At 41.5% G+C, this 26,329-nt stretch carries 24 protein-coding genes; 9 read left to right on the top strand and 15 right to left on the bottom strand.

Annotated features, from left to right (window positions below):
- Positions 1 to 377: 377 nt before the first annotated feature.
- Positions 378 to 617 carry a hypothetical protein gene (locus AOB57_RS11995; RefSeq protein ID WP_167829617.1) on the top strand — a complete coding sequence of 80 codons (240 nt, stop codon included), beginning with the start codon at positions 378 to 380 and terminating at the stop codon, positions 615 to 617.
- A 618-nt stretch (positions 618 to 1,235) separates the two neighbouring features.
- Here AOB57_RS11995 and AOB57_RS12000 read toward each other — a convergent pair.
- The 6 genes from AOB57_RS12000 to rpl7ae form a co-directional block, all read right to left on the bottom strand.
- Positions 1,236 to 1,643: a 30S ribosomal protein S6e gene (locus AOB57_RS12000; RefSeq protein WP_054297678.1), complete on the bottom strand. Its 408-nt coding sequence runs from the start codon at positions 1,641 to 1,643 to the stop codon at positions 1,236 to 1,238.
- 142 nt (positions 1,644 to 1,785) lie between these two features.
- Positions 1,786 to 3,561, bottom strand: a complete 1,776-nt coding sequence (gene infB / locus AOB57_RS12005) for a translation initiation factor IF-2 (protein ID WP_054297679.1) — start codon at positions 3,559 to 3,561, stop codon at positions 1,786 to 1,788.
- 156 nt (positions 3,562 to 3,717) lie between these two features.
- Positions 3,718 to 4,167 carry a nucleoside-diphosphate kinase gene (ndk, locus tag AOB57_RS12010; RefSeq protein ID WP_054297680.1) on the bottom strand — a complete coding sequence of 150 codons (450 nt, stop codon included), beginning with the start codon at positions 4,165 to 4,167 and terminating at the stop codon, positions 3,718 to 3,720.
- A 41-nt stretch (positions 4,168 to 4,208) separates the two neighbouring features.
- Entirely contained in the window at positions 4,209 to 4,397 is a 189-nt protein-coding gene (locus AOB57_RS12015; protein ID WP_054297681.1) for a 50S ribosomal protein L24e, read from the bottom strand.
- A 16-nt stretch (positions 4,398 to 4,413) separates the two neighbouring features.
- The gene (locus AOB57_RS12020) at positions 4,414 to 4,635 is read right to left on the bottom strand and encodes a 30S ribosomal protein S28e (RefSeq protein WP_054297682.1); all 222 of its coding nucleotides are present in this window, start codon (positions 4,633 to 4,635) and stop codon (positions 4,414 to 4,416) included.
- Between the two features lie 24 nt (positions 4,636 to 4,659).
- Entirely contained in the window at positions 4,660 to 5,022 is a 363-nt protein-coding gene (rpl7ae, locus tag AOB57_RS12025) for a 50S ribosomal protein L7Ae (RefSeq protein ID WP_054297683.1), read from the bottom strand.
- Between the two features lie 309 nt (positions 5,023 to 5,331).
- Between rpl7ae and AOB57_RS12030 the strand changes: the two genes are divergently transcribed.
- The gene (locus AOB57_RS12030) at positions 5,332 to 5,979 is read left to right on the top strand and encodes a TatD family nuclease-associated radical SAM protein (RefSeq protein ID WP_054297684.1); all 648 of its coding nucleotides are present in this window, start codon (positions 5,332 to 5,334) and stop codon (positions 5,977 to 5,979) included.
- 415 nt (positions 5,980 to 6,394) lie between these two features.
- Here the strand turns inward: AOB57_RS12030 and AOB57_RS12040 are convergent, their stop codons facing one another.
- The 3 genes from AOB57_RS12040 to AOB57_RS12055 form a co-directional block, all read right to left on the bottom strand.
- Entirely contained in the window at positions 6,395 to 7,861 is a 1,467-nt protein-coding gene (locus tag AOB57_RS12040) for a WD40 repeat domain-containing protein (RefSeq protein WP_226999495.1), read from the bottom strand.
- Between the two features lie 360 nt (positions 7,862 to 8,221).
- Positions 8,222 to 9,937, bottom strand: coding sequence for a right-handed parallel beta-helix repeat-containing protein (locus tag AOB57_RS12050; protein WP_054297696.1), 1,716 nt, complete (start codon positions 9,935 to 9,937; stop codon positions 8,222 to 8,224).
- Positions 9,938 to 11,417: 1,480 nt separating this feature from the next.
- A complete protein-coding gene (locus AOB57_RS12055) occupies positions 11,418 to 11,744 on the bottom strand; it encodes a DMT family transporter (protein ID WP_054297686.1) in 327 nt (108 codons plus the stop codon).
- Positions 11,745 to 12,086: 342 nt separating this feature from the next.
- Between AOB57_RS12055 and AOB57_RS12060 the strand changes: the two genes are divergently transcribed.
- The 4 genes from AOB57_RS12060 (at position 12,087) to eif1A (AOB57_RS12075) (ending at position 14,311) form a co-directional block, all read left to right on the top strand.
- Entirely contained in the window at positions 12,087 to 12,308 is a 222-nt protein-coding gene (locus tag AOB57_RS12060) for a CxxC-x17-CxxC domain-containing protein (protein ID WP_054297687.1), read from the top strand.
- 478 nt (positions 12,309 to 12,786) lie between these two features.
- Positions 12,787 to 13,110: a translation initiation factor eIF-1A gene (gene eif1A / locus AOB57_RS12065; RefSeq protein ID WP_054297688.1), complete on the top strand. Its 324-nt coding sequence runs from the start codon at positions 12,787 to 12,789 to the stop codon at positions 13,108 to 13,110.
- Between the two features lie 358 nt (positions 13,111 to 13,468).
- Complete coding sequence (locus AOB57_RS12070) at positions 13,469 to 13,654, top strand: CxxC-x17-CxxC domain-containing protein (protein WP_082384031.1); 186 nt, start codon at positions 13,469 to 13,471, stop codon at positions 13,652 to 13,654.
- A gap of 327 nt (positions 13,655 to 13,981) precedes the next feature.
- Positions 13,982 to 14,311: a translation initiation factor eIF-1A gene (gene eif1A, locus AOB57_RS12075; RefSeq protein ID WP_054297690.1), complete on the top strand. Its 330-nt coding sequence runs from the start codon at positions 13,982 to 13,984 to the stop codon at positions 14,309 to 14,311.
- Positions 14,312 to 14,407: 96 nt separating this feature from the next.
- Here the strand turns inward: eif1A (AOB57_RS12075) and AOB57_RS12080 are convergent, their stop codons facing one another.
- The 6 genes from AOB57_RS12080 to AOB57_RS12105 all read right to left on the bottom strand — a co-directional run bounded on the left by AOB57_RS12080 (position 14,408) and on the right by AOB57_RS12105 (position 22,915).
- Positions 14,408 to 15,316 carry an IS5 family transposase gene (locus tag AOB57_RS12080; protein ID WP_167829618.1) on the bottom strand — a complete coding sequence of 303 codons (909 nt, stop codon included), beginning with the start codon at positions 15,314 to 15,316 and terminating at the stop codon, positions 14,408 to 14,410.
- A 269-nt stretch (positions 15,317 to 15,585) separates the two neighbouring features.
- Positions 15,586 to 16,971 (bottom strand): aspartate ammonia-lyase, encoded by a 1,386-nt coding sequence (locus AOB57_RS12085; protein WP_226999496.1) that lies wholly within the window; start codon positions 16,969 to 16,971, stop codon positions 15,586 to 15,588.
- A 38-nt stretch (positions 16,972 to 17,009) separates the two neighbouring features.
- Positions 17,010 to 17,786 carry a succinate dehydrogenase/fumarate reductase iron-sulfur subunit gene (locus tag AOB57_RS12090; RefSeq protein ID WP_054298142.1) on the bottom strand — a complete coding sequence of 259 codons (777 nt, stop codon included), beginning with the start codon at positions 17,784 to 17,786 and terminating at the stop codon, positions 17,010 to 17,012.
- Entirely contained in the window at positions 17,786 to 19,591 is a 1,806-nt protein-coding gene (locus AOB57_RS12095; protein ID WP_054298141.1) for an FAD-binding protein, read from the bottom strand. Before AOB57_RS12095 ends, AOB57_RS12090 begins: the two co-directional genes overlap by 1 nt.
- Positions 19,592 to 19,683: 92 nt before the next feature.
- Complete coding sequence (locus tag AOB57_RS12100; RefSeq protein ID WP_054298140.1) at positions 19,684 to 21,318, bottom strand: acetolactate synthase large subunit; 1,635 nt, start codon at positions 21,316 to 21,318, stop codon at positions 19,684 to 19,686.
- A gap of 232 nt (positions 21,319 to 21,550) precedes the next feature.
- Positions 21,551 to 22,915, bottom strand: coding sequence for an NAD-dependent succinate-semialdehyde dehydrogenase (locus AOB57_RS12105; RefSeq protein WP_054298139.1), 1,365 nt, complete (start codon positions 22,913 to 22,915; stop codon positions 21,551 to 21,553).
- Between the two features lie 272 nt (positions 22,916 to 23,187).
- Here AOB57_RS12105 and AOB57_RS12110 point away from each other — a divergent pair, with 272 nt between their 5' ends.
- The 3 genes from AOB57_RS12110 (at position 23,188) to AOB57_RS12120 (ending at position 25,883) form a co-directional block, all read left to right on the top strand.
- Complete coding sequence (locus AOB57_RS12110) at positions 23,188 to 23,646, top strand: hypothetical protein (protein ID WP_054298138.1); 459 nt, start codon at positions 23,188 to 23,190, stop codon at positions 23,644 to 23,646.
- Between the two features lie 665 nt (positions 23,647 to 24,311).
- A complete protein-coding gene (locus AOB57_RS12115; protein ID WP_054298137.1) occupies positions 24,312 to 24,725 on the top strand; it encodes a hypothetical protein in 414 nt (137 codons plus the stop codon).
- A gap of 642 nt (positions 24,726 to 25,367) precedes the next feature.
- Positions 25,368 to 25,883 (top strand): cupredoxin domain-containing protein, encoded by a 516-nt coding sequence (locus AOB57_RS12120; RefSeq protein ID WP_054298136.1) that lies wholly within the window; start codon positions 25,368 to 25,370, stop codon positions 25,881 to 25,883.
- Positions 25,884 to 26,329 lie beyond the last annotated feature (446 nt).

The following is a 26,329-nucleotide window of genomic DNA, read 5'->3' on the forward strand; positions in this document are numbered from 1 at the left end:
ATTAACATTTAAAGTATCGGGGAGTTGCTTTGCTTTCCCAGTTAATTGATTAAGGAGTAGTTATGGTTCTAAATAGAAACTTTAGAACCAATTTAATAGTTGCGTTACTCTATCTTTCGGATTATTGGGCAGTTTGACCTGTCTTATAGAGGATGGAAGCTCAGGAAAAGTAATGCAAGGTTTGAATTTTTAGACTAAATTTGAACCCTGTGGTGCTCTGAAATTTTTGCAAACTTTAGGAAGACTAGGGAGATGAAGAGATTGCAAAGAAATATAATTTGAAATAAAAATTATAATTTTTTTAAAGCAATTTACTTTGATCTTATATTGAAAAATTGAGAGCTTATCTTCAAAATTAATAATAAAGTGATTTTACGATGTATAAATTGGAGATAAATACCATTGAAAAAATAGCGAAAACAGTTATTTTAATCCCGGCAATACTGGGGCTGATTTTCATTATATTTATCTACTATTCTGAATTAAGTGGAAAGAGCATATCTGTTGGAGGTAATTATCTTATTTTTGGCCTTTTAATTAATATCGGACTTTTAATATTAATTTATATGTCTGTACGTGGATTTATTAAGGCTTATAACGAAGCTGAAAGAAAATAAAAAATGTTGTAAATTAACAATAAAATGTTATAAAATAACAATAACGCACAGAAGTTCTGTAAACTAAAAGTAAAATTTTTGAATATTATGTTATATTATATTCGGTTTAATAACTTTTGAGGTTTAAGGTTTTATAGAATTTTCAATCTTTACCATTTGAATTAATTCAAAATCGAAATATCACATTTTATAAAAACAAAGTCATGAGTTGGTAAACATGGAAATATCTCTAGTGAAAGAGAACGATTTTTGTATTTCATTATCACATTTATTGTAGGCACATTATATGGATACTTGTCTCATGATTTAATGAATGGAATACGCACTGGGATATTCATTGGAATTGGGTTCGTTATAGGGAATATACTCGTAGGAAAAAGACTAAGAGAAGAAAACAAGAAGTAGAAAAACACTAAAATCAATAGCAAATGAAATAAGTCAAAGCAAAACGCAAGAAATTTTAATTTCTTTTTTCAATCAAATGCAATAGCAAATGAAATAAGTTAAAGCAAAACCAAATAAGTAAAAACAGTATCAAAATAAGTCAAATCAAAACGAATCAAAATTAAAAATAGAGTGAATATTATTTAAGCCCGCCCGTAGGCGGAACTTGAAAAATCACTCTGCTGGAGCTTCTGCTGCGGCTTCGAGGCCGAGAAGAGCTTTTATGGATTTGCTTCCATATTCAACGATTTTTGCATTGACCTGGACAATGTCGTGGGCAATTTCCTTGCCGCGCATCATCTTTCTCCTACGCTGCCCTGGCTGCTTGGGGACATAGCCTACACCTACTGCAAGTAGAATCCTCTGCCTTCTGGAGCCTGGGAGGTCGGGTTTCATAACAAAACCGCTGCCGTCACTACCGCCAGTTATCTGGACTTTGTATCCGGTCAGGCCAAAAATCGCACCATCAACAACATCGCCTATTGCTTTCCCGATTAATGCGTTTGCTTCAGCATCTTTTACATCGATCTGGTAAGCACGCCCTTCCTTTGGGTCAGAAACTACAACTTTGAAACTAGCCATGTGAAATCCTCCAATATCTGATTTATTTTTAATAATTCCTTTGCCTTTTCATCCGAAACTTTAACCGGATTTTCCTGAATTTTTACCTGAACCTTATGTGCAGCCTGATATAATTTCTGAACGTAATTTGCACTTATAAGCGTTATTTTGCCCAGAAAGGATTGTCTTTCCGTTTCAGGGAAAGGAAAATATCAAGAGTTTCCTTTTCATCGGTTGAAAGGGAATCATAAATCTCGTGCTCAAGAATCTTAGCGTGCCTCTCAGGCACATTGATGTAGAGCACATCCTCTTCTTTGATCTGCCTGCCTACGGTTGCGCCTTCAATTGCCATTGCAACCTCTTTGCCTGCCCCTGCCGATGGAATATTCTCGCCTTCGGACTGCAGTCCCTTAATCTTGCCTACAACATTTCCGTTTTCAAGCATAACATCGACATTTGTCCGCACGACCCCACCGAGCACCCTTACGCCGACAACTGCGGGCTTGCTCTGGCGGAATACACAGCCCGGAAGAATTTTGAATTTTCCGGGACGGATTATCGTTTCGAAAATCTTTTTTTCAGCCTGTTCCTGCTGCTCTTTCACATATTTCTGGTAATCTTCAACCAGGCGGTAGATCACATCACTTGTGAATACCTTCACATTGCTTTCCTGCAGAAAATCTCTGGCATCAGGATGAACCTTGACATTGAAACCGACAATCACAGAATAAATCGGGTCTTCGACAGTCGACACCTCAACCGCATCCCGGTGTGAGATGTCTCCTACTTCGGCTTTCCTGATAGGAACCTCATCTTTCTGAAACTCATGGACAAGAGCCTCAAGGGAGCCAAGAGTATCGGCTTTGATCATGATACCTACCGAATCAGTATCAATCCTTACCTCATCGATCTCGGATTTTACCTGGGCTACAATCTCATCAAGGGTTTCTTCGGTAGCAACCCTTATCGGAGAACCTGCAAGGGCACCCTCGAGCCCGGGAGCTGAAATCTTTACACCAGCAGCAGCAGTAACCTTTTTCACCTGCTTGAACTTGCTCTCGTAATGAATTTCAGAAAGTTCCCTGGGTTTTAAAAGCGCACGGACTTTTGTCTGGATGGGTTCTCCCAGACTTCCGATAACAACAGTATCGCCCTTTTTCAGAGTGCCATCATAAAGGATGACATCAAGGGTTGCACCCAGTCCTTTCTCTTCCTTGACCTCTAGCACAGTGCCGACTCCAGGGCCTGTAGCGCTGTACTGCAGGTTTGCTTCAAGGAATTTCTGAGCCAGGCCCAGAAGCACCATAAGGACATCAGGAATTCCTTCACCTGTAACAGCACTTACAGGCACAACACCCAGGGTTTTCTGGAAGTTTGTAACCCGGTCATATCGATCTGCTGCAAAACCCTGATTGTACAGTTCGCCTATTACCTCATAGAGTTTTGTCTCAAGCCGAGCCTGGACATCCTCGGACTGTTTTTTGAAAGTGGCTGCAAAAGGCAGGTTTTTTTGTGAGATCCAGCCGCCAATTTTGTCGATCTTATTGGCAACAACAACAAAAGGAGTTTTAAAACGCTTTAAGATCTGCAGACTCTCGTAGGTCTGGGGCTTGAAACCTTCGTTTATGTCTACAACTACAATTGCAAGATCGGCAAGAGCGCCTCCCCTGCTCCTTAAAGTTGTAAAGGCATGGTGCCCAGGGGTATCAATAAAGAGCAGTCCTGGCACTATGAACCTGTCTCGAAGCTTCGGATCTCCGAGCTTGTTGACAATCACGTCTATTGGGACTTCAGTTGCCCCTATATGCTGTGTGATGGCGCCGGCTTCTCCACTAACAATCGCAGTGCCCCTGATCTTGTCCAGCAGAGTTGTTTTCCCGTGGTCGACGTGCCCCATCACGCAGACTATAGGAGTCCTTAAATTTTTCTTGTCGGCCATATGCAAAACCTCTCTCATTCCCGCGTCTTATTTGCTGCAGGTCCAGAAGGGTCTGGGTTTTCCCCTACAGACCCATATTGCAGGTACCGGATAAACAAAAGCCTGGAGTCGTGTCCTGGAGTCTCAGGAGCACGGAAAAAGGCTTTGAGTACCTGCTTATTCGTACAGACAGACCTCGTCGATCCTGGAATATTTCCCTATCTCGGAGTCCTTAAAGTGGATTGCGATTTCCCTTGCTGCAGCTTCCGGGGAATCGGATGCGTGAACTACATTTCTGCCCACATCCAGAGCGAAGTCACCACGGATTGTTCCGGGAGCCGCATCCACAGGGTTTGTAGCCCCGTTTATAGCCCTCATGACCCGGATTGCATCTTTTCCTTCAACTACCATTGAAACTGAAGGGCCCGACGTGATGAATTCGACAAGACCGGAGAAGAAAGGTTTTGCTGCATGTTCAGCATAGTGTTCTTTTGCAGCGGCTTCACTGATAACGTTCATTCTGAGAGCGACGATTTTTAGGCCCCGCTTCTCGATTCTGGAAATTACCTCTCCGACCAGCCCGCGCTGGACTCCGTCAGGCTTTACCATAACGTATGTCTGTTCCATGTACACACCTTAATAGTTCGAATAAACTGCCAACTCTATTCTTATGCTTTCTTCAACTGGATTCTGCCTTTCTCGGTCCACTTGGTACGCCTTGGCAGCCTACCCAGGTTGAAGTTGCTCATGCACTTGGAAGAGTGCATATAGTAGGTAGAGCCGTCTTTCTTGACGTAGAGCTTACCAGTCCCGGGCTCCAGCATCTTTCCACAAAAATAGCATTTCCTCTGTTCCATCCATCTCACCGCTTTCTCATCTGGTGGTCAGTTTCTTCGCTTCTCTTGAAGTTTCAAGAAGCATCAGGATGTCGCCAATGCGGACAGGGCCTACGCAGTTTCTTGTAATAACACGACCCTTGTCCCTGCCTTCCAGAACCCTGCACTGGATCTGGCTGGCTTCGCCATGCATACCCGTATTCCCGATAATGTCAATAACCTCAGCAGCAAAGCCGCCGGTTGTGCTTTCGTCAGCCATAATCAGCACCTCTTATTATCAGGATTATTTAAGAGCTTCAAGCTTCTGGGTAATGTCCTGAACCATTTCAGCTGCTTTTCCTGCATCCACGATTGCGACAGTTGCACAGGACACACCAAGCCCGCTGGCTGCACCCAGTTCCTTCTGGTTTTTGACGAAGATGTAAGGCGCTTTCTTCTCTTCGGAAAGGGGAGCGATGTGGGCAACGATCTCGGCAGGCTCTATGTCTTCTGCAATGAGAACGAGCTTTGCATTGCCTCTCTCTATTGCTTTTGTGGCTTCATTGGTGCCTTTTTTAATCTTTCCAGTGTCTCTGGCAAGCTCCAGAGCTTCAAGTGCTTTGTTTGTAAGTTCTTCTGGAACATCGAATTTAGCTAATTGTGCCATTTAAATTTCTCCTTCGAAATTGCGGTACTCGCAATTTTTCATCAATCATAGGTTTTTAACACACATCTATCAACATTGAGATTCAGATTCTTAAATTAAAGCCTGAGATACTTCAATGTGGAAAGTAAATGAGTTGAAACAAGATACTGCTAGCTAAATGCCGCAGATCGAACCTTAGAAGTACATGATCACCTATAAACTTTCTGCTTGAAAACGTTAGTCATAAACGAAAAGCAGAAGTAGAGTAATAAGAAATTCTTATATATAAGGTTATTTTCAATTCCCGGATGAAAACCGAGTTAATACGTCATGGTTATAAGGAATGTAAGAAATTTTGGTCACATGGACACAATTTACTATGAAGCTCACAAAAATCTCTATCTTAACCTTACAAACCGCTGCAGTGCGGATTGTATCTTCTGCATCCGCAATTTTGCAGACGGGGTTTACGGATATAACCTGAGGCTCTCGAAAGAACCGGCAGCTGAAGAAGTCATCGAAGCCCTGAAAGGATTGGATCTTTCAAAATATCGGGAAATTGTATTCACAGGACTTGGAGAACCTACTCTCAGGTTTGACACAGTGCTTGCAATAACCCGCTGGCTAAAAAGTCGGAATGTCCGGGTCAGGCTTGATACCAACGGACAGGCAGCCCTGATAAATCCGGGAAGAGATGTGATCTCGGAATTGAAATCCGCAGGCATAGACTCCGTTTCCGTAAGTTTGAACGCTGAGTCCGAAGAAAAGTATAACAAACTCTGCAGGCCGATTCACAAAAACGCTTATGGTGCAGTGCTCGATTTTATAAGAGGAGCAAAACAGGCAGGAATCTATACAAGAGTTACAGTAGTTGAAGTGTCCGAAATAGACATAGAAGAGTGTAGAAAGCTTACCGAGGAGCTCGATTCGGATTTCCATATAAGGGCTTTATCCGAAGCTGCAAGCAAAGATATTTGAAAACCGCTAAAGGTCCATATATTTAAAAAATTAAGCTGTTTAAGACTCTATAGATGTAAATCAGCTTTATAATTAAAAGCTACATAGCTGAGAAATACATTCTTCCAGGTTATAAATAAGATCTCATAACTATTAATGACTATTATTTATGGGATGAGATTTACAGTACTGAGATTAATAGTATCGAAATTTGCAGCACTGAAATTTAAAGAATTAAGATTTACATAACTGAGATTTAAAGAATTAAGATTTACATAACTGAGATTTACGGGATTGAGATTTACGGGACTGAGATTTACAGGACTGAGATTTACAGGACTGAGATTTACAATATTGAGGTTTATAGAAAGGAAATTTCCAGAACTGGAGATTTATACCTTCAGTTCTGAAAATTTCAGATTTCCAGATTTTCTTCTTAATTTTCAGGAATGTGTTTTTCATCATCAAGGTTTTCAAAGTCGTCAGAGTCCTCCTCTTGGGCCCGTTTGAAGGTTTTGTTTTTCAGGAAGATGGCTACTATCATGACTGCCAGTAAAAGAGCTATAGGAAACTTAAAGAAATTAAGCAATCCGGAAAGCCCTGAGGAGTCCCCCAAAGAGCCGTAGTTCTCTGTACCCAAATTAGCTTTATTATTTATATCAGCCGAGTTTTCACCTGAAGAAGCCGATGCAATCTCAACTATGTTTTCAATACCTTCAGTCGTTGAAGTGCCCTCATTTAGTGGTATTCCGGTTTCCCTTTCCTTATCAATATCGGATTCCCTGATCTCTTTATTGGAGAGGAAACTATCTCCAAAGAGCCGTGCAAAAACCATGGGGTTTCGCTCAAAAAGATACGCTGATCCGTCGTCACTTGCCGCGGCAAGGGTTGAGCTATCAAGGGAAATAGACACGCAGTTAATATTTCCTCCACAACTGGCGTTCCAGAACTCTTTTCCCTCCATATCGAGGACGTAAAGCGTATCATCCCAGCTTCCGGCTGCAATAAATGATGTATCTGGGGAAATTGCAACGCTGTAAATATCATCCTTTGCCTGATAGTCCCAGAGTTTTGTGCCTGTATTGTTAAATAGGTAGACCCTATCATCAAAACTTCCTGCTGCCAGGTGTGAGCCGTTGCTTGTTAGTGAAACGCTGCTGATCCAGTAAGCAGGATTGTGCATCCAGGAAAACTCCCCTTTCTGGTTAAGAAGATACACATTGTAATTGGATCCACCGGCAGCCACATAGTAAGCTTGTGGAGTCATGCATACGCTATTGATTACACTGCCTGTCTTTCTTTCCCAGACTTTATTTCCTTTGCTGTCAAAAAGGTAAATATACTGATTGGAACTTCCGGCTGCAACATAGGAACCATCTCTTGAGATAGCTACACTCCGGATGGAATCCCTTGAATCGAAATTCCATAAAAGCCTGCCTTCTCTGTTAAAGAAGTAAAGCTTGCCGTCCTCACTGCCTGCTGCCACATAGGAACCGTCATAAGAGATCGCCACACTATTCAGACTGCCCCCAGTTTCATAATTCCAGAGCAGATTACCATTCCGTGTAAAACAGTATACCTTTTTATCGTTGCTACCTGCAGCTACACGGGTCCCATCCGAAGAAATCGATACTGTATAAACAACATCTCCTGTAGTATAGTTCCAGAGTTTTTTTCCCTCAGAATTGAAAAGAGAAACACTATGATCAAAACCCCCTGTTGCAAGAAAATTCCCCCCGGAAGAGAGAGAAACCGCATTGACTATGCGTCCGGTTTCACACTTGCAAAGCAGATTAAAAGCCCTGAATTCCGAAAGATTGACGTCCCCACTATCCGGGATAACAGGGTCCGCAGCTCCCAAATCTGCAAACAGGCCGAAGGACAAACCCAATGCTATAAACAACCATATTCCCACCAACTGTCTCATATTAATTGTAATGTAGGAGTTTAACCCAAATGAATTTTTTGCTAGTGTTTGCAGTGGAAAAAAGGAATTTAGTCCTGGCTAATCGAAAAACCAGAACAGATCAAGTTATATTCAATATCCTTTAAGAGACAGAACAAAGTGGCAGGTGATCAAATTCACTGTCATTAACCTCATAAGGGGAATCACAGATTCCGTCTTTATCCAGGTCCGTACATTTCTGGCTAAAACCGGTTTCGTTTGGGGTTGCCCAGAAATTTCCTCAACAGAAACCATATACAGGAAGACTTCGTTTAAGAAAATAAAAAATAAAAAACAAAAATAATTAAATCCGATCTCTCAGATCTGCTTGGCCAGGAAAATAAGAGACCCTTTTTCAGTGCCGTCCCCAGAGTAGTTCGCCGGAGCTCGGAGTATAATTTCAAAATCTTTACTTGTATTGCTTGGAATTACTTCAGAAAAGTCTGACCAGGGAGTGGAAGAGATATAGATTCCTTCTGAAAATAACGTACCTGAAAAATCTCTGACCTCAGCGGAAAGACTGACATTGCTTTTTCCTGTGTTGCTCACCTTCAAAACCTGAGGTTTGACTGACTGCTCTGCTGACTGCCCTGAGAGCAGGGTTCCGAAATCGATGGCACGCCGATCAAGCTCAATGGGAACTTCAGATGTATTATTTGTCTCAGGTATTCCGATTATGACCGTAAGATCCACCGCAGTCACGGGAGGAGGTCTTGCAAGTGGAAGATAGTCGAAATCACTTCCGTTAACGTTGTACGGAAGGTCGCAGATCCCGTCCGAGTTTGAATCGTTCGAGACCTGGGAAAAACCGGTTCCTTCCAGATTTGCCCAGAAATTTCCTCCCAGGTTTGGCCCCCCGATTATATTTGTCCCGTCAGATTGCGTAGTATTCCAGACATTTCCTTCAGCATTTTCTGCTTTCACATTTATGCTATTATTGAAACAATTATTGTAAATTCGGTTATCTGCACTGTAGTCCAGCAGGTAGATGCCCGATTCGTTATTCGCTGCTATTATGTTGTTAGACAGCTCGTTGTCGTGGCAGTCTTCTTTCAGAAGGATGCCTGTGTTGCCATTTGAAATCGTGTTGTTATAGATCCTGGAATCGAAGACGAAAGTCAAATAAATTCCTTCCCTGCAACCTGTAATCAGATTGTCACGAAGCACAGTTCTTGCCTGAACGTCATAAATATCGATGCCGGTACTGCAGTTTACGATTTCATTCCTTGAGACTAGATTGTTTCCACCGCAGCAGGCAATGCTTATCCCATTGCCATTCGAGACATGGTTCTGGAACATTATATTGTCCCAGCAATGGGCTCCAATAATGAGATTACTCCCCTCAATGATATTATTTATCAGCAAGTTCTTCCCACATCCTTCGTCGAGCCAGATACCGTTTTGGAAAAAAGTATTTTTCAGGAGTGTACAGTTCCTGGAGTTTTGGAGGTAAACTCCGTACTGATTTTCGAAAAATGTATTATTCTCGATTGTGCAGTTATTAACCTGCTCAAGGCAGATCCCTGCCGGAGGGCAGCCTATCTCGTCCCATAAATAGACAGGCGCATTCGATTCGGGATCAGGAGCCTGATCTGTAACCGGATTTTCTCCTGTATCGCCGGGATTACTAGAATTACTGCCCTGGTCAGAGGTATTTATGGAATTTGAAGCTTCAGGAGCGGCAGTAATTTCCCCTGTTCCGGTTATATTGAAACCGCTGATAGTTACGTTATCAGCTTTAACTCGGAATACGCTTGAATTTCCGTCCCTGGCTTTTAAAAGCACAGCTCCAGAGCTATCAGATTCCGAACTGATCTTTATGCCAGAAACATTGACAAAGATGTTCTCCTGATACTCCCCTGCTTTCACAATTACAATATCCCCGGATGTAGAATTATTTACTGCAGCCTGGATTGAGTTTCCGGGTTCTACATAAATAACCTCTGCACTTCCTACATATGATGAAAATAGAAATAAGACGACAAAAAATGCGGCACTAAACCTCTTCCGGTTACGGCAGTCTCCGATAAGCATAATTTTCAAAACTAACCCTCCAGAATTACATTAACCCCTCCGGTTCAAGACAAGATAAGTTTGAACCGATAGTCATTGTTATAACGACCGTAATTTGTTAATATACAGATTAAATTAATAATTTATATATTAACTGTCCCATTAATTTAATAACCTCTATTAATTATCTTTTACATTCTTTTACAATGTACAACACAAAACAAAACCGAAAATAGAGAACTAACCTACAACAAAGCGTCGCCTCAGTGGGACTATGGGCGGGTTTGTGAGATAGGCAAGGTAGGCATTTGTATGGATACATTTCTTTTGGCAGCACAGTTATATGCTCTTGCAAAAATAGCACAAGAAAGAGTAAGGTAACCATATCTCCTGATCATCTCTGAGTCTCTTGCAAAAATAGCACAAGCAAAGGTAGGGTAACCGTAAATGCGCCGAAATCTCCTGATCATCCCTGAGTTTAGAGAAGAGAGATTGAGCAAGAGAATGTGCCCGACTTTAACTATTCCTCCAGATCTTAATCAATATCTGGAGCTTATCCCATGCCTGTTATGAAATTTTCGGATTGTATATCCACAATGTAAGCTATAGAATAAGGTTTCTGGGATTTTTTGTTTTTTCAGAAATATTAACAGATGTAACCTATAATAAAAAGAATATTAAATAATTGAAATTCTTATTTTAGGCTTTTAACTCATAATTTAATTACATAGGAGTTTATCTGTAATATTTTACAATTTTGAATTTTTTTCATCTTTCATAAAGGGAAATAAAGTATTATCAAGCTTTAAAAGCTCTCAACCAGAGAGATTATTGGACTATTGAAAAAAGTATACTTATATTTTAATTTTACAATTTTAGATTTAGTCCCAACTTGCCTCCCGAGAAGTAAAGTCAAAAGTTGGGATGTAACAAATCAAGAGTTTAAAGATCTTTAGAATTGAAAGAATAAAGATCTTAAAAATAAGAAAGAAAATTCAAAAATGGATAAATACTTGAAAAACTGAAAAAAATGAACTTTAGGGAGTTCGAACGGAAAATGCGACCTCTGCTCTTTTGTAATATCGTCGCGCACTTTGATTCCTTCCGGAGCAATTGCAGCAGAGGTCGCTTATGAATCCCATACAGGCAACCTGTCCTGTAACTGATTTTCAGGAAGGGAGGTTGTGAGTGGCAGCAGAAATGGCCATATTTCTCTGTAGGGATTCAGACTTGCAGGCAGACCTGCAATTCTCGGCTTGTGGGATGAGAACCTAACTACATCGGTAACAAGACGGTGTCGGATACCGTATGCATTAGGATTAAATCCTTACACGAAGAGTCTTTCAGACAGTTCCTGAGAGGGCGGATCTCAGGGGCTGCCTGAAATATCTTTCTTATTTTTAGCCGTTGTCTCAGGAGATGAATATGTTCAAGAAAGAACTATGTGTCTGCTGGTAGACTCCATATTTGAGACTATTGTTTCAGGGTTATTCAGGTTTTTTCAGGCTATTCTGTCACTGAGGTTAAGCCCGATTATTCCTGCCACGACTATGAAAAGAGAAATTATTTTCACAGAATTGACAGGTTCCCTAAACCAGAAAATCCCGACAACAGTAATCAGAGCTGTACCTAATCCTGCCCATACTGCATATGCAATGCTGACATCCATACCCTTAAGGGCCAGGGTAAATAAGAAAAAGCTGACCGAGTAAAAAACAAAAATTAGTATAGAAGGAAGAAGTTTTGAGAAACCCTGGGAAAGTTTCATGCATGTAGTTCCGCAGACTTCAAATAGAATTGCCAGTAAGAGCAGATAATGAGAGTTCATTAATTTATTATTTTTCGTCTCTTTATTTTTATCTTCTCTTTCATTTATTTTTTATTTAATGTTTATTCTCACTTCTAAGTCTACCTTATTTGTTTTCTTCAATTAAAACCGCGATTGATAATCCGAAAAGCTTTCTTTTATTATCAGGTTTTTATTGTTGTAATCGAGGTATTTTGCAGATATATTTATATAGTATAAAAGCCACGGACATAATTGCAGTAAAAATAAAGAGTCATATAATCTGTTATTAAAAACTCATTTTTGTTTTTAATAAAAGAATGTATAGATCTTATTTTTATAGCAACTTAGACTGTATCCGCTATAAGCGGAGGTGAAACGAAAATGAGTTTTAATAACAGAGGGAGCTCTTTCAGGGGAAGAGACAGCAACCGGGGAAATAGAGATAGTAACCGCGGAGGTTTCAGAGGCGGCAACAGCGGTCCCAGGGAAATGTATCCCGCAGTTTGTTCTGACTGTGGTGTAGAGACCCAGGTCCCATTCAAGCCAGCTGAAGGAAGACCAGTTTACTGTAGAGATTGTCTGCCTAACCACAGGAAGTTCTAAATTAAAAGCTTTTAAATTAAGGTGAGTGCTGATTTTAAAATTATCAACACCTGCTTCCTTTTTGTTCTAAATTTTTACCTTATAGCTGGTTAGGGATCTTATAATCCCGAAATTTTATTAATGCTTTAATTTACTTACTCATGGATATAGAACCGTTTGCAGCATTTTTATAGCTTGGCGATATATATAAATGCTTAAAAGGGTTTTGAAGCAAACACTCAGGTTCTGGGCTGGGGAACAGTGAAGGGTCTTTAAGGATCTTTGATATGTAGAAATCCCTGAGGTTCAGGCGCCTTCAGAGATTCAGGTTTTTAGAGGTTCTTTAATTCCTATCCATTTATGAACCTTCACGTCAAAGTACCTGAAGCATCGATTAGTGTAGAATGTTCGATAACTTGACAAGAAAGTAACAAATCATAATAAAATAAACCAAACTGATAAACAAAGAGGAGTTAACCTGGCGAACTATAGAAGCAATATAAGAAAAAGAAAAGCAAGGGCCGGGGGCGCCACACCCGCCACGCAGGAAGTAACAAGGGTACGCACTCCGCGCAAAGAAAACCACGAAGTTCTGGCAACCGTAGGAAGCCTTTTAGGTTCAAAAAGAGTAACATTGCAGTGTATGGACGGTATAGTCCGGATGGGGCGGATTCCAGGATCCAAGAACAAGAAAATGTGGATCCGCGAGGGAGATGTAGTAATCGTCGCTCCCTGGGATATTCAGGATTCTAAAGCCGATGTTATCTGGAAATATACAAGGCCTCAGGTCGAATGGCTTGAAAGGAAAGGGTACCTCAAGTAAGCACCCGAAATAATGAGGTAAACTCGATAAGACTGTATTCTCCCTATTCACTCCGGTTTTAACCAGCTCTCGGTTAAACCCTTCTCTTCTTTCCCATGCTTCTTCCTCAAACACTTACCTGTAATTTCTGAGGTTATTCCATTAGCTTACTTTAATTTTCTGACGCAAAAAGCATTTTTCTGCATGAGTATGATTTTTATAGGTAAGATTTATATAATTTGATTGTATATTAAGAGTATTAAAAATAAAGAGATGTATAATCTGTTATTAAAAACTATTTCTGTTTTTAATCAAAGAGCAATATACAATCTTATTTTTAAACTAATGACTATCCGCTGTAAGCGGAGGTGAGAATAAAATGGTTTTTAATGACAGAAATTCCTTCAGGGGAAGGGACAGCAACCGCAGAGGCTTCGGAGGTCCCAGGGAAATGCACAACGCAATCTGTTCGGATTGTGGCGCTGAAACTCAGGTACCATTCAGACCTGACCCTGACAGACCAGTCTATTGTAGAGAATGTCTTCCTAACCACAGGAGATTCTAAAAACAATCAGCGTTGAGTATTAATTTTAAAGATTTAGCCAGCTTTAAGGCTTAGCCTGGATTAATGCTCAATTCATTTTCATTATTTATTTTGATTCGCTTTGCTTTTTACCTTTTGTTCAGGGGGTTTTGGGAACCAGGAAACAATCGTTCTATCAGGTCTCTCTGAGAAAGTTAATAGCATCAGACAGTGAAGACCTGTATAGATATTCGGAAAGAAGCAAAAACAGGCGAATTAAGGGTAAAAGCAAGAAAAACTATTCGAAATTAAAACTATTGAATAAGAAACAAAAATCGGAGGAATAATTTGGCTAATTATAGAAGCACTATGAGAAAGAAAAGAGTAGGATCAAATAAATCTGTAGGTGCAGGAGACGCTCCGGAAGTAACAAGGGTACGTACTCCCCGTAAGGACAGAAATGAAGTTCTTGCAACTGTATCAGGTTTACTTGGTTCAAAAAGGGTCACATTACAATGTATGGACGGAGTCGTCCGAATGGGCCGGATTCCCGGGTCCAAGAAAAAGAGAATGTGGATTCGCGAAGGCGATATAGTAATAGCGAACCCCTGGGAAATTCAGGATTCCAAAGCCGATGTTATCTGGAAATATACAAGGCCCCAGGTCGAATGGCTTGAAAGAAAAGGGTACCTTAAATGAGGATGCCTTAAAACCTTCATTCATTTTATACAGATTGCCTTAGTCTGCGCTTAATTAACCTGTGGTTAACCCATGTTTTTGAAAACTAATAAAAAATCAGGCACTGAACGGCTCTGTAGAAATCCTTAATTTAATCCATAATAATTGTATTACTTTTTTGTTTATATTATAGACTATTAGTTTAACTTTTACTTCTTTTACTTGATTTCTAACCTTTCTTGCTCTTAATGTTTCTCCAAATTTTCTTTTTACAACAGATATTATTGTCTCTACTATATTCCTTCTATTGTATTTGATCTTATCAAAGTCTTTGTTTAATTGTTTTCTATATTTTCCGTTTATTCTCTTTCTTTTTCTTTCTCTCAAAGGTACTATTGAATCTGCTTTTATCTCTTCTCTTATTAGAGTATGAATTTCTTCGGAATCATATCCTTTATCCATCACATAACATTGAGACTTTCTTGACTTGTTTGATTGTCTTATCAGAGTCTTTGCATGCTTGACATCATGATCTGTTTTTTGGCTAATTTTCCATCCTAATATTACTTTTTTAATAGTGTCTACTGATATTGAAGTTTTAAGGAAGCTCCTTCGGAGCTTCCCTGTTCTCTTAGAATAATAATGACTTGCATAAGAACTCGTAAATCCTGTTGCATCAATTGCCGTAATGAGAACTTTTTCTCCATGTGAGTAAAATAGTTTTAGAGTTTTTGACAAAATTAGGTTAAACAATGAAGAGGGAATTCTGGACACAAACTTTTGAAGAGTAGTGTAATGAGGAACCTTATCAAGGTCAAGTTTTTCCTTTATACTGTTCATGAGGTCAACAAGTTCTACAAAGTCACGGTAGTCTGTACTTATATACTCCTTCAATAAAACAAGAACAAGAAGCTGATGTTGAGTATAAACACGTTTGGAATATTTGCAGGAGTAAAGGTTCAGTCTGGAAGACTGAACCGTTTTAAGACTGAGATCAATAAATTTAATATACTTATTTGATGACAATAGCAATTGCTCCTTTGTTTTTTGTGTGGACAAAAAAATTAAGGAGCATTTTTACAATTTTATTTTTATAATTTTTGGGTAAAAACAGAATTTAGAGGATTTCTACAGAGCCCACTGAACCACAACTTAAGAATTGTTTAAATTCTCTAAATTTGAAAGCCTGAAACACAAATTGAAAAGTGCCGTCACGGTATAACTGAGATTTCTTTTAAGATCCCGCATCTAGCCCGTAGTTAATGTGGAAAAAATATCTCATATCAACTTTCGAATTATAACAGGTTTTCAATTTTAAGTAGTTCATCGGCTTCCTCTTTGCTCAAAAGCCCCCTCATTACCAGGACTTCCTTTACAGGTATTCTCTTATCCAGCACCTCTTTTGCAATCTCGGCAGCTTTAAGATACCCTAACTTTGGGGTAAGGAAGGTTACCAGGATAGGATTCAACTCAAGGTAGGCTCTGCACTTATCTTCATTCGCTTTTATCCCTTCCACGCAGCGATTCTGAAAAATCGGCAGATAGTTTGTGAGAAGGGAAATTGACATAAGAATATTGGAGGTTATAACAGGGGTCATAACATTGAGCTCGAGCTGCCCGGCCTGAGCTGCAAAAGCCACTGCAGTGTCATTGCCTACAACCTGGAACCCTATCATATCCAGGCATTCAGCCATTACAGGGTTATATTTTCCCGGCATCATGGACGAGCCAGGCTGCACAGCGGGAAGCTCGATTTCGGAAATTCCAGTAGTTGGACCGGCGTTAAGGAGCCTCAAATCATTGGCTATTCTTATAAGTTCAAGTGCTAATTCTCGAAGGGCTCCTGAAAAGGCAGCAAGCTGGGAACGGCTCTGCAGAGCTTCAAAACTATTGCTTGCCTTTCGAAAAGGTAATTTACAAAGTTCGGAGAGTTTCGAAATCACAAGCTCGCGATATTCCGGATCGGTGTTAGCCCCTGTCCCGGTTGCAGTCCCTCCTAAAGGAAGTTCAAGAAGATCATTTCTTCGCTCTTCTATCCTGCCTGAAGCCCTCAGCAGCGCAGCAGTATAAGCCCCGAATTCATCGCCAAGAGTCACAGGCAAGGCGTCCATAAGGTGTGTCCTGCCAGATTTAGGGATTCTAGAAAATTCCAGGGCTTTTGCCTGAAAAGCTTCCGAAAGAGAGGCAAGCACATCAATAAGCCTGTCAGCCGCAAAAATTACAGCTATACAGGAGGCGGTCGGAAAGGTATCATTGGTTGATTGAGACATATTTACATGGTCGTTAGGGCTCAAAAAGCTATAATCTCCCCGGCTCCGGCCCAGGATTTCCAGAGCCCGGTTCGCAAGTACCTCGTTAACGTTCATATTAAAAGAAGTACCTGCCCCTGCTTGGAAGATGTCAACAGGAAACTGGTCCGAATACTGTCCTGATAGCCCAGAAAGCACCTCATCGGCTGCAGATACAATGGCATTTCCTCTCACCCTGTCAAGCACTCCAAGCTCCTGATTGGTAAGTGCTGCTGCCTTTTTTACCAGAATATACGACCTGATAAACTCCGGTCTCGCCCTGTACCCGCTTACAGGGAAATTACAGATAGCACGCTGGGTCTGGATGCCATAATAAGCATCAGCTGGAACTTCCATTTCCCCAAGAGAATCTTTCTCAATCCGACTATTCAAAGTAATAGATTCACCCCAGAAGATCTCCTTTGAAAGTTTCAGAATTTTTGTTCAGGTTCCATTCCAGATTTTTTGATTTGCCTCCTGGCCTTTCCGATGCCCTCAATAGGTGGAACACCTTTCGGGCAGACAGCCCTGCAGTTGGCATGGAATTCACAGCCCCACCAGCCTGATTTGCTGTTGGCGAGCATAAGCCGTAATTCGTTATTGGCTTCGCGGGGATCTATATGGAATCTGTACAGTTTTGCGAGAGCTGCAGGACCCAGAAAATCTTTTTCCCTTCCCGAGACAGGGCAGGCACTCACGCAGGCTGCGCAGAGTATGCAGTTTGTGTATTTCTCAAGCTCTTTTACGGCATCAGGCTGCATGAGATATTCCCTCTCGGGTGGTTTTGAAGCCGGTTTAAAGGTCGGCTCGATTGCTCTGTAAAATTCGAAGAATTTATCCATATCTACTATAAGGTCCTTAATTTTCGGCAGGGAAGGAAGGGGCTCTACAAGTACCTCATTTTTGGGATCCCAGGAAATATTCTCTTCCATTCCAGGAAAGGGGCTCAATTTTACTCTTCTTTCCCCTTTAAGCAGGGATTCTATCCGAGTCTGGCAGGCAAGCGAGGGTATTTTATTAATCAGCATTGCACAGCTTCCGCAAACTGCGCCTCTGCAGGAGTAGCGGAAAGCAAGGGAATCATCAAACTCTTCCTGGATTTTGAATAAAGCGGAAAGGACTGTCATTCCTGCAGAGGGTTCGATTTCAAAAGTATCATAACGTAACCTCCCTTCTTTCCTGTCAAATCGAAATACTTTCAATTTCATCAATATACACGCTCCTTAACAGGAAACTTCCTAATCCTTACAGGCAGGGATTCAAGCACAGGTTTTCCTTCTTTTAGCCTGTACAGAGTGTGATGAAGGAAGTTATTGTCGTCCCTCTGCGGGTAATCAACCCTTGAATGGGAACCCCTGCTTTCCTTCCTGGCAATAGCTCCTCTTGCAACGGTTTCTCCAATATCAAACAATCCCTCAAGTTCGAGGGCATAGATAAGTGCATAATTGAATTCTTTGGACTTATTATTGATATAAACATCATGAAAGCGATTTTTAAGCTGGAAGAGTTTTTCCATACCTTTTTCCATCTTTTTCCCTTCCCGAAAAACCCCAAAATGTTCAAATATTGTTTTTCTCAGTTCATCCCTGAGGCTGTGCATTTTTATTCCGGATTTTCTGGCAAGTAAGGCTTTTATACGTGCATTTTCCCTATGCAGGTTTTCAAGGACAGCCTTTTCAGCCTCCTTTCTGTCATATCCAGAAGCCGGGAAAGCCTTTCCTATCTCCTGCCCTGCAAGCTTTCCGAAAACCACAGTTTCAAGCAGGGAATTGCCTCCTAGCCGATTTGCCCCATGCACGCTTATGCAGGCGCATTCTCCTGCAGCATACAGCCCAGGGAGTTCAGTTTCCAGGAAGTTGCCTACCGAAACTCCTCCCATTGAATAGTGCTGGCCTGGCTGTACTGGAATTGGAGATTTAACAGGATCAACGCCTGCAAAGTTCAGGCAGATGAGCCTTATCCCGGGCAGGCGTTCTGTAATTCTCTCCTCTTTCAGGTGCCTCAGGTCAAGGAGGACGTAACCACCCTCAAATCCCCTGCCTTCTTCAATCTCCTGCTGGATGGCTCTTGCAACAATATCTCTTGGGGCAAGCTCCATGGAGGCAGGAGCATATCTCTTCATAAAACGCTCGTTCCTGTTACTCAGGAGATACCCACCTTCTCCCCTTGCACCTTCTGTGATCAGGATGTTTGTGCCATAAAGGGTAGTCGGATGGAACTGCACGAATTCCATGTCCTCTAAAGGCACACCTGCCCGAAGCGCCAGGGATGCACCGTCCCCAGTATTAATCAGGGCGTTTGTGGAACGGTCAAAAAGTCGCCCAAAACCGCCGGTTGCAAGTAGCAGGGAATGGCAGGTAAAACCATGCAAGTTTCCATCAGCGATATTCAGAGCAGTACAGCCTGCACACCTTTCTTCTTTCTTCGAGCCTTTCTCAAACAGGGTTTCTCCTGACTTTACAAGGGAGGTTACAAAAAATTCTTCGTAAAAGCTAAGTTTGCCCGGCTCCCGGTTTTCACAGTTTTCACTTTCTTTTCTCTGCCTGCCAACAAGCTGTTCATAGAGTGAATGCAGAATATTATGCCCTGTCCGGTCTGCAGCGTAACAGGTTCTTGGGAACATACCTCCCCCAAAGGGTCTCTGAGCAATCCTGCCGTCAGGGAGCCTGGAAAAAACGGCTCCGAAATGTTCAAGCTCTATCACCGCTGCTGGTGCGTTTTTACACAGGATTTCCACGGCGTCCTGGTCAGCCAGATAATCCGACCCCCTTACTGTATCAAAGGCATGTGCTTCCCAGGAATCACTGGCTACGGCATTTCCTAAAGCTGCGTTTATCCCTCCCTGGGCCGCTACGGAGTGGGAGCGGAGAGGGTGCACCTTAGAAATGACGGCTGTATCAAGTCCCTGATCTACAGTTTCAATCGCCGCCCGAAGCCCTGTAAGTCCGGCACCGACTATAACTACATCATGTGAGTGTACAGGATATCCAGTTTCATTTTCTTTGCCTTCCAATTAGTCCCCCCTCTGGGCTTAATTTTAAAATCTGAGGCTTGCATGGATTTAATCCGCAAACCCGATTTGCAATCAAAATTTTTATTTTCGGGTCAGAACTTACATGCGAGCTTTCCCAGTTCTATCGAGAAAATCTCATAGTTTACGGAATAGTCAATAGGGCATTCAATAACTGCCACCTTATTCAGGGCAAAAGCTCGCTCGAGAACCTCTTCAAGGTCATCATCTTTCCTAACCCTGAAACCTTCAGCTCCAAAGCTCCTGGCAAAGCTAGAGAAATCAGGATTTCCATAGTCTAGCCCGTAATCCATAAAATTCAATTTTTTCTGTTTCCATTTAATGAAGCCGAGACCATTGTCATTGAGGATAAGGACGACAACAGGGATTCCATACCTGACTGCCGTTTCAAGTTCCTGGCAGTTCATCATAAACCCCCCATCCCCACAGATTGCAAGTACTCGGCGCTCTGGATTAAGAAGTTTTGCGGCAATTCCTGACGGAAGCCCTGCGCCCATAGTTGCAAGCGCATTGTCAAGGAGCACGGTATTTGGGGCATATGTCTTATAAAGGCGAGCAAACCAGAGTTTATAAATCCCGTTGTCAAGCGTGATTATGTCTTTTCTCCCGAGCACCTTCCTGACACTCTGGACTACCGCCTGTGGGAGAGGAGGGTAACTTTTCCCGGCGACAGTGTTTATCTTCTCTTCAATGAAACTTCTGGTGTGCTCAAAGACCGGAAACTCTCGTCTTCCCGGTATACATGAGGCAAGTTCTCTGATTGAAGAGGCGATATCCCCGATTATTTCTACTGTCGGATTAAAATATCTGTCAGGTACGGACTCCACAAAATCAATATTTATAATCTGCTTGTCCAGTGCCCTGTTCCACAGATAGGGAGGATATTCAACTATATCGTACCCAATGGTAATAATAAGGTCAGCTACGTCAATTCCGCAGTTAACATAGTCTCGGGTATGAATCCCTGTGGCAAAGAGGCTGTGAGTGCAGTCATCCGGAACGACACCTTTTCCCATCTGGGTATGCACAAGGTAGATGCCTGTCTGTCGGACAAAGTCCTCAAGCTCTTCAGTGACCGCTTTCCTGTTTGCGCCTGAAGAAACTATGATCAGCGGATTTTTAGCCTCACAGATCATGGCTGCGGCTTTTTTTACAGCTTCGGGATCAGGGTAAGGGATTTTAATCTCGCTTCGCTTCTGCACCACAGCTTCAGTTTCTTCTTCAGCCACGTCTTCAGGAAGCTCGATATGTACAGCTCCTGGTCTTTCAGCTTCCGCATGTTTGAAGGCATTGCGAATAACTGTGGGAATCATTCCCGGATCCGTAATGGACACAGCGTTTTTGCAGAGAGGTTCCATCATCCTGATAACATTTACAAGCTGGAAGCGGGCTTGCCAGTTATCGGCCAGAGCCTTCTGTCCGGATATGGAGATAAGAGGAGCTCCTATGAGCTGTGCCTGGGCAACACCTGTAACAAGATTGGTGGCTCCTGGCCCAAGTGTTGAAAAACAGACTCCTGTTTTCCCTGTCAGCCTCCCATATGTTGCAGCCATAAATGCTGCAGCCTGTTCATGCCTTGTTACGATAAGTTTGATTCCGGAAGTCCTAAGGGACTCAAGCAGGTCAAGATTTTCTTCGCCTGGCAGCCCGAAGATATATTCTACACCTTCCTCTTTGAGCTGGGCAACGAAAAGATCTGAAGCTTTCATGAAAAACCTCAAATAAGTTATCTGGCTTTTATCCGAACTGGGTATAACTAACTCATGTTTGCTTATTAAGTCCTGACTAAGTTATTTGTCAAGCTTAAATTAAGTTTGCCGTTCAGACCTGAGCAGGTTCTCAAGCTTAAACAGGCAAACTTCTAGGCTTAAACAGATTCTCTTACGAATTCCGGTTCTGGTTTTCCAGTACAAGTTTTGATCTGCCTCATGCCCGTAAATTTTACCTGTTGACAACAACTGTTTTTATATTCACAAATTCTTTAAGCCCATAATGGGAAAGTTCTCTCCCGACTCCAGACTTCTTTACCCCGCCAAAAGGCAGCCTCGGGTCGGATTTGACCATTCCATTAATTGCTACAAATCCGGAATTTATTCTTTTTGCCAGCCTCTGGGCTCTTTCAAGGTCTCTTGACCAGATCTCGGCTCCGAGCCCGAATTCCGTTGAGTTTGCAATTTTTACGGCTTCATCCTCGTCCTTTGCCGTGATCACAGGGGCAATGGGTCCGAAAACCTCGACATTGCAGACCTTCATATCTGTACTTGCTGCAGGGATAAGGGTAGGTCTAAAGAAGAAACCCTTATTATGCTCTTCTCCATAGGTGTGAGGCTCCGCACCTTTCTTTTTCGCATCTCTCAAAACTCTCTCAAGGCTATCGATAAATTCTTTCTTTGCAATCGGCCCTATATCGGTTTCTTCATCCATAGGGTCCCCGATCTTCAGTTCTTGCATTTCAAGTTCAAATGCCTCGATGAAGTCCACCACAACGTCTTCAGTAACAATAAAGCGCTTGGCAGCAATACAGCTCTGTCCGGTATTAAGAAATCGGGACTTTACAGCTACCTGCGCAGCCCTTTCGATGTCAGCATCCTCAAGCACTATAAAGGGGTCCGAACCTCCCAGTTCCAGCACTACAGGTTTGATCAACCCCCCGGCAAGTCCCCCTATCTCCGAGCCTGCGCCTATACTGCCGGTGAGCGAAACTCCATCTACCAGTTCTTCCTTAATAATCTGCATGGCAGTTTTAGAGTCAATTAACAGGGAACTAAAAACGTTTTCCGGAAACCCGGCTTCAATAAAAACTTTCTCAATCTCCAGTGCCGACTTCGGCACATTTGATGCATGCTTTATAACGCATACATTCCCTGCGCACATTGCGGGCACTGCAAACCTGAAGACCTGCCAGAACGGAAAATTCCAGGGCATGATCCCGAAAATTATCCCCAGTGGCTCAAAAGTTACATAGCTTTTCTCAGCTCCGGTATCCACAATCTCGTCTTTCAGAGATTCTGCTGCATTTTCCGCGTAATAATCGCAAAGCCAGGCGCATTTTTCAATCTCGCCCCTTGACTGCCTGATAGGTTTTCCCATTTCCTTGGTAATAATTTCGGCATAGATCTCAGTATTTTGCCGAAGTACTTCCCCGGCCCTTGAAAAATACTTTGTCCTTTCTTCAACAGGCAATGAACTCCATCCGGAAAAAGCAGCCCTGGATTTTCCAATTTTGGACTCGCACTCCGCGAAAGAAAACGAGTCATATACCCAGTTTACTTCTTCTGTATAAGGATTAATGGATTTGATTTTCATGACTTCCCCCCGAAAAGTCATTTAAAAGCATTACAATATTAGAATTCCAGGTATTATAATTTAGGGAAATCGGCGAGAAAATAAAGATTTCAGTTTAAATCTATTTGGAATGAGACTGCATAGAAGCTCCGATAGAGAGAAATATCCTTAAATGACCGGATTTTCTTGATTTGAGAAGAACTTATGTTCAGAATCTAGCAGTAATCATTATAATACCTCAATATCAATTATAGTGCATCTGTTATAAAGACACGAACTAAGTGGGGGAAAATATGAGAAAAGCACTTATCATGTTGATAGTATTGTTAGGCGTTTTCCTCGCAATAGGATGCGCCGGTGAGGAGGGAGATGCTCCGGAAGCAGGAACTCCAGCTGAAGAAGTGGAGGATGTAACTCCAGCTGAAGAAGGCACTCCAGCGCAGGTTGTAACTGAGGTTGAGGCTGTAACTGAAGTTGAGGTTGTAACTCCAGTTGAAGAAGTAGTAGCAGAAACTCCAGTTGTAGCAGAAACTCCAGTTGTAGCAGTAACTCCGGCTGAAGAAGGAGCTACGGTTGAAGAAGGCACTCCGGCAGTAGAAGCGGAAGATGTAACTCCAGCTGAAGAAGTGGAAGGTGTAACTCCAGAGGGAGGTGCACAGGAAGAAGAGCAAATAGCTGAGGAGGAAGAGACCGCCGCTGAAAATCAGACTGGAGGTAGAGTAATCAGAGTAACTCCCAGTACAGGTGAATAAATTTATCCATAACGATTAGTAAGCAGATGAGTCCGGTCCTACTGGTAAGTTTAAAATAAATAAAAATTCTGGATAAAGCTGATCTGTAAAAACAATCACCTGAAACTCAGACTTTTTACTGTACTTTGTATTTTGCTATAAATTTGCAATTAATAGTAGATCTCTGAGTTTAATCCAAAGAGCAGATGAGAGTCAGATAAAACAATGAAATTGCAGTTTACCGGGAAAGAAATACAGTTAGCCGGATAATCCTCTTTTCCGGTAAAATGTATTAGTTTAGAGTTGACATAATAATAAAATGATGATCAACTAAAGTGATGATCAGCTGCCAGGTATTTTTAATGGCCAGCATTTGAATATATTAGCTTTTTTTTTAATTCTTTTTCTTTCTAATGAACCAGGATTTTTCGGATTCTAATAGAGATCCAATTCTTTCTATAAACATATTTTTTGTAACCATTTAGGAATTAGCATAAACATGATTTAAAAAATAATGGATTGATTAATCGAACATAATTTCTCTATGAATCCTACGAGTCAAATTTAGAGTCTAATTAGAATCTTAAAAAGAATAATGTTCAGAATCTAGCAGTAATTATTATAAAACCTCAATATCAATTATAAAGCATCTATTATAAAACACATGAATTAAGTGGAGGGAAAGTATGAGAAAAGTACTCGTTATGTTGATAGTGCTGCTGGGCGTTTTCCTCGCAATAGGATGCGCCGGTGAGGAGGGGGAGGCTCCGGAAGCAGGAACTCCAGCTGAAGAAGTGGAGGATGTAACTCCAGCTGAAGAAGGCACTCCAGCGCAGGCTGTAACTGAGGTTGAGGCTGTAACTGAAGTTGAGGTTGTAACTCCAGTTGAAGAAGTAGTGGCAGAAACTCCAGTTGTAGCAGAAACTCCAGTTGTAGCAGTAACTCCGGCTGAAGAAGGCACTCCAGCTGTAACTGAAATGGAGACTGTAACTGAAGAAGAAGCTGCACAGGAAGAAGAGACTCCAGCCAGAAACGTTACAGGCACTGCAGACGAGAATGGTGGAGTGATCAGAGTAACTCCCAGCACAGGTGGTAGCTGAATAAACTTAAATTAATACCAATATGGGCAGGCAATCCAGTAACTGTTAGTAAGGCTGAATTATTATGATAATCAGCCGTGATCAGGGTTCTGCCCATAATGCAAAACTGTTATTAAGTACAGTTCTAACATAAACTTTAGATATAGCCAGCCTAGCTGCAGCACTTTACGCGCATCAGGAAGATAAGTTACTTGAGTCAAAGCACTTGGATTAAATATCCAGATCTGCTCCTTCTCTAGAAGGCATATCAGGATTGCCTGAAAATTTAGCTTAGAAGAAAGAACTTTTTAAATATTTTAACTTATTCAAAATATAATGCTCTTAACCCATTGAGTCACTTTTTACTGACGGCAGTACTTTTTGTGTTAAAGGCACTGTATATACCTTTAACCGTATGAAAGATACTGTGTATACCTTAAACCCATTTTAAAGTACCTTATTTTGTACATTTAAAACATTTTACTCTGAATAAGAGAAAAAGATGAATTAAAAATGAGGAATTCGAGGATCTATTTCAGTTTCCTTCCTTAAAGCACAATAATATCAGTTTAATTTATGGAAGAAACTATGTTTAGAATCTGGTAGGAACTATTATAAAATCAGGATATTAATTATAAAGCACCTTATTTTTGGGGGGAAAGAATGAGAAAAGAACTTGCAGTTTTTATAATTTTACTCAGCATATTCCTCGCAATAGGATGTGCTGATACTGGTGACGAAGGTGGGACCGAGGAAGGAGTAACTCCGGCTGAGGGAGGTGAAGGAGCACCGGAAGCAGGTGAAGGCGGAGCAAGCGAAGAACGGATAACACCAGCTGAAACACCTGCAGTTCCAGCAGAAGAAGAACCGGCGGCTCCGGTAGAGGGAGAAACGTCTGAGCTTCCGATAGGTGACGGCGAGACTGTAGAAGTAGCAATCGAAGATAACGCCTTTAACCCAGCTACAGTCAATATCTCCACAGGTGACACTGTTAGATGGACTAATCTTGACACAGCTTCTCATACCGTGACAGGTACAGGGACCAATTTTAGATCTGAGGTTCTGAACCAGGGAGATTCATACGAGTTCCTGTTTACTGAAGCAGGCAACTACGATTATTACTGCTCAATCCATCCAGAGATGAGAGGAACTGTGGTAGTTCAGGAAGAGGCGGAGTGAAGACTTTGCTTAGGGAGGAGGAATAAAAACAAAGATAAAGATTGTTGAAAATATGTATTTTTACAGAATTTTTTAAAAACAATTTTCTACTTTTTAAAGTTGCATTAAACTGAATATTTTACCAATTTGCTTAATTGTCTTATTTACTTCGTAAGTCCTTCTCCACTACCTGGTGGAAATACTTAAAAGAAGTCTCAAGATTTACAAAAAATCAGTACTTATCCTAAAAATTATCCAGTGTATAGAATTACACTTTCATCTGCCTATTTTTATTTTGAGCTTTTCTTTTTCCTGCCTCCACAAGACGGCATATGGAATACAATTTTTTCCTACGATAGGATTTTTTTATGCTAAATACTTTCCTTCAGACCGCTATATCCGAGAAAAAATAAAAGATATAGTACAGTAAATGAAAAAATAAAGACCTGGATAAGAACAGGCTCTTT

This window comes from Methanosarcina flavescens, assembly GCF_001304615.2.
Taxonomy (GTDB): domain Archaea; phylum Halobacteriota; class Methanosarcinia; order Methanosarcinales; family Methanosarcinaceae; genus Methanosarcina; species Methanosarcina flavescens.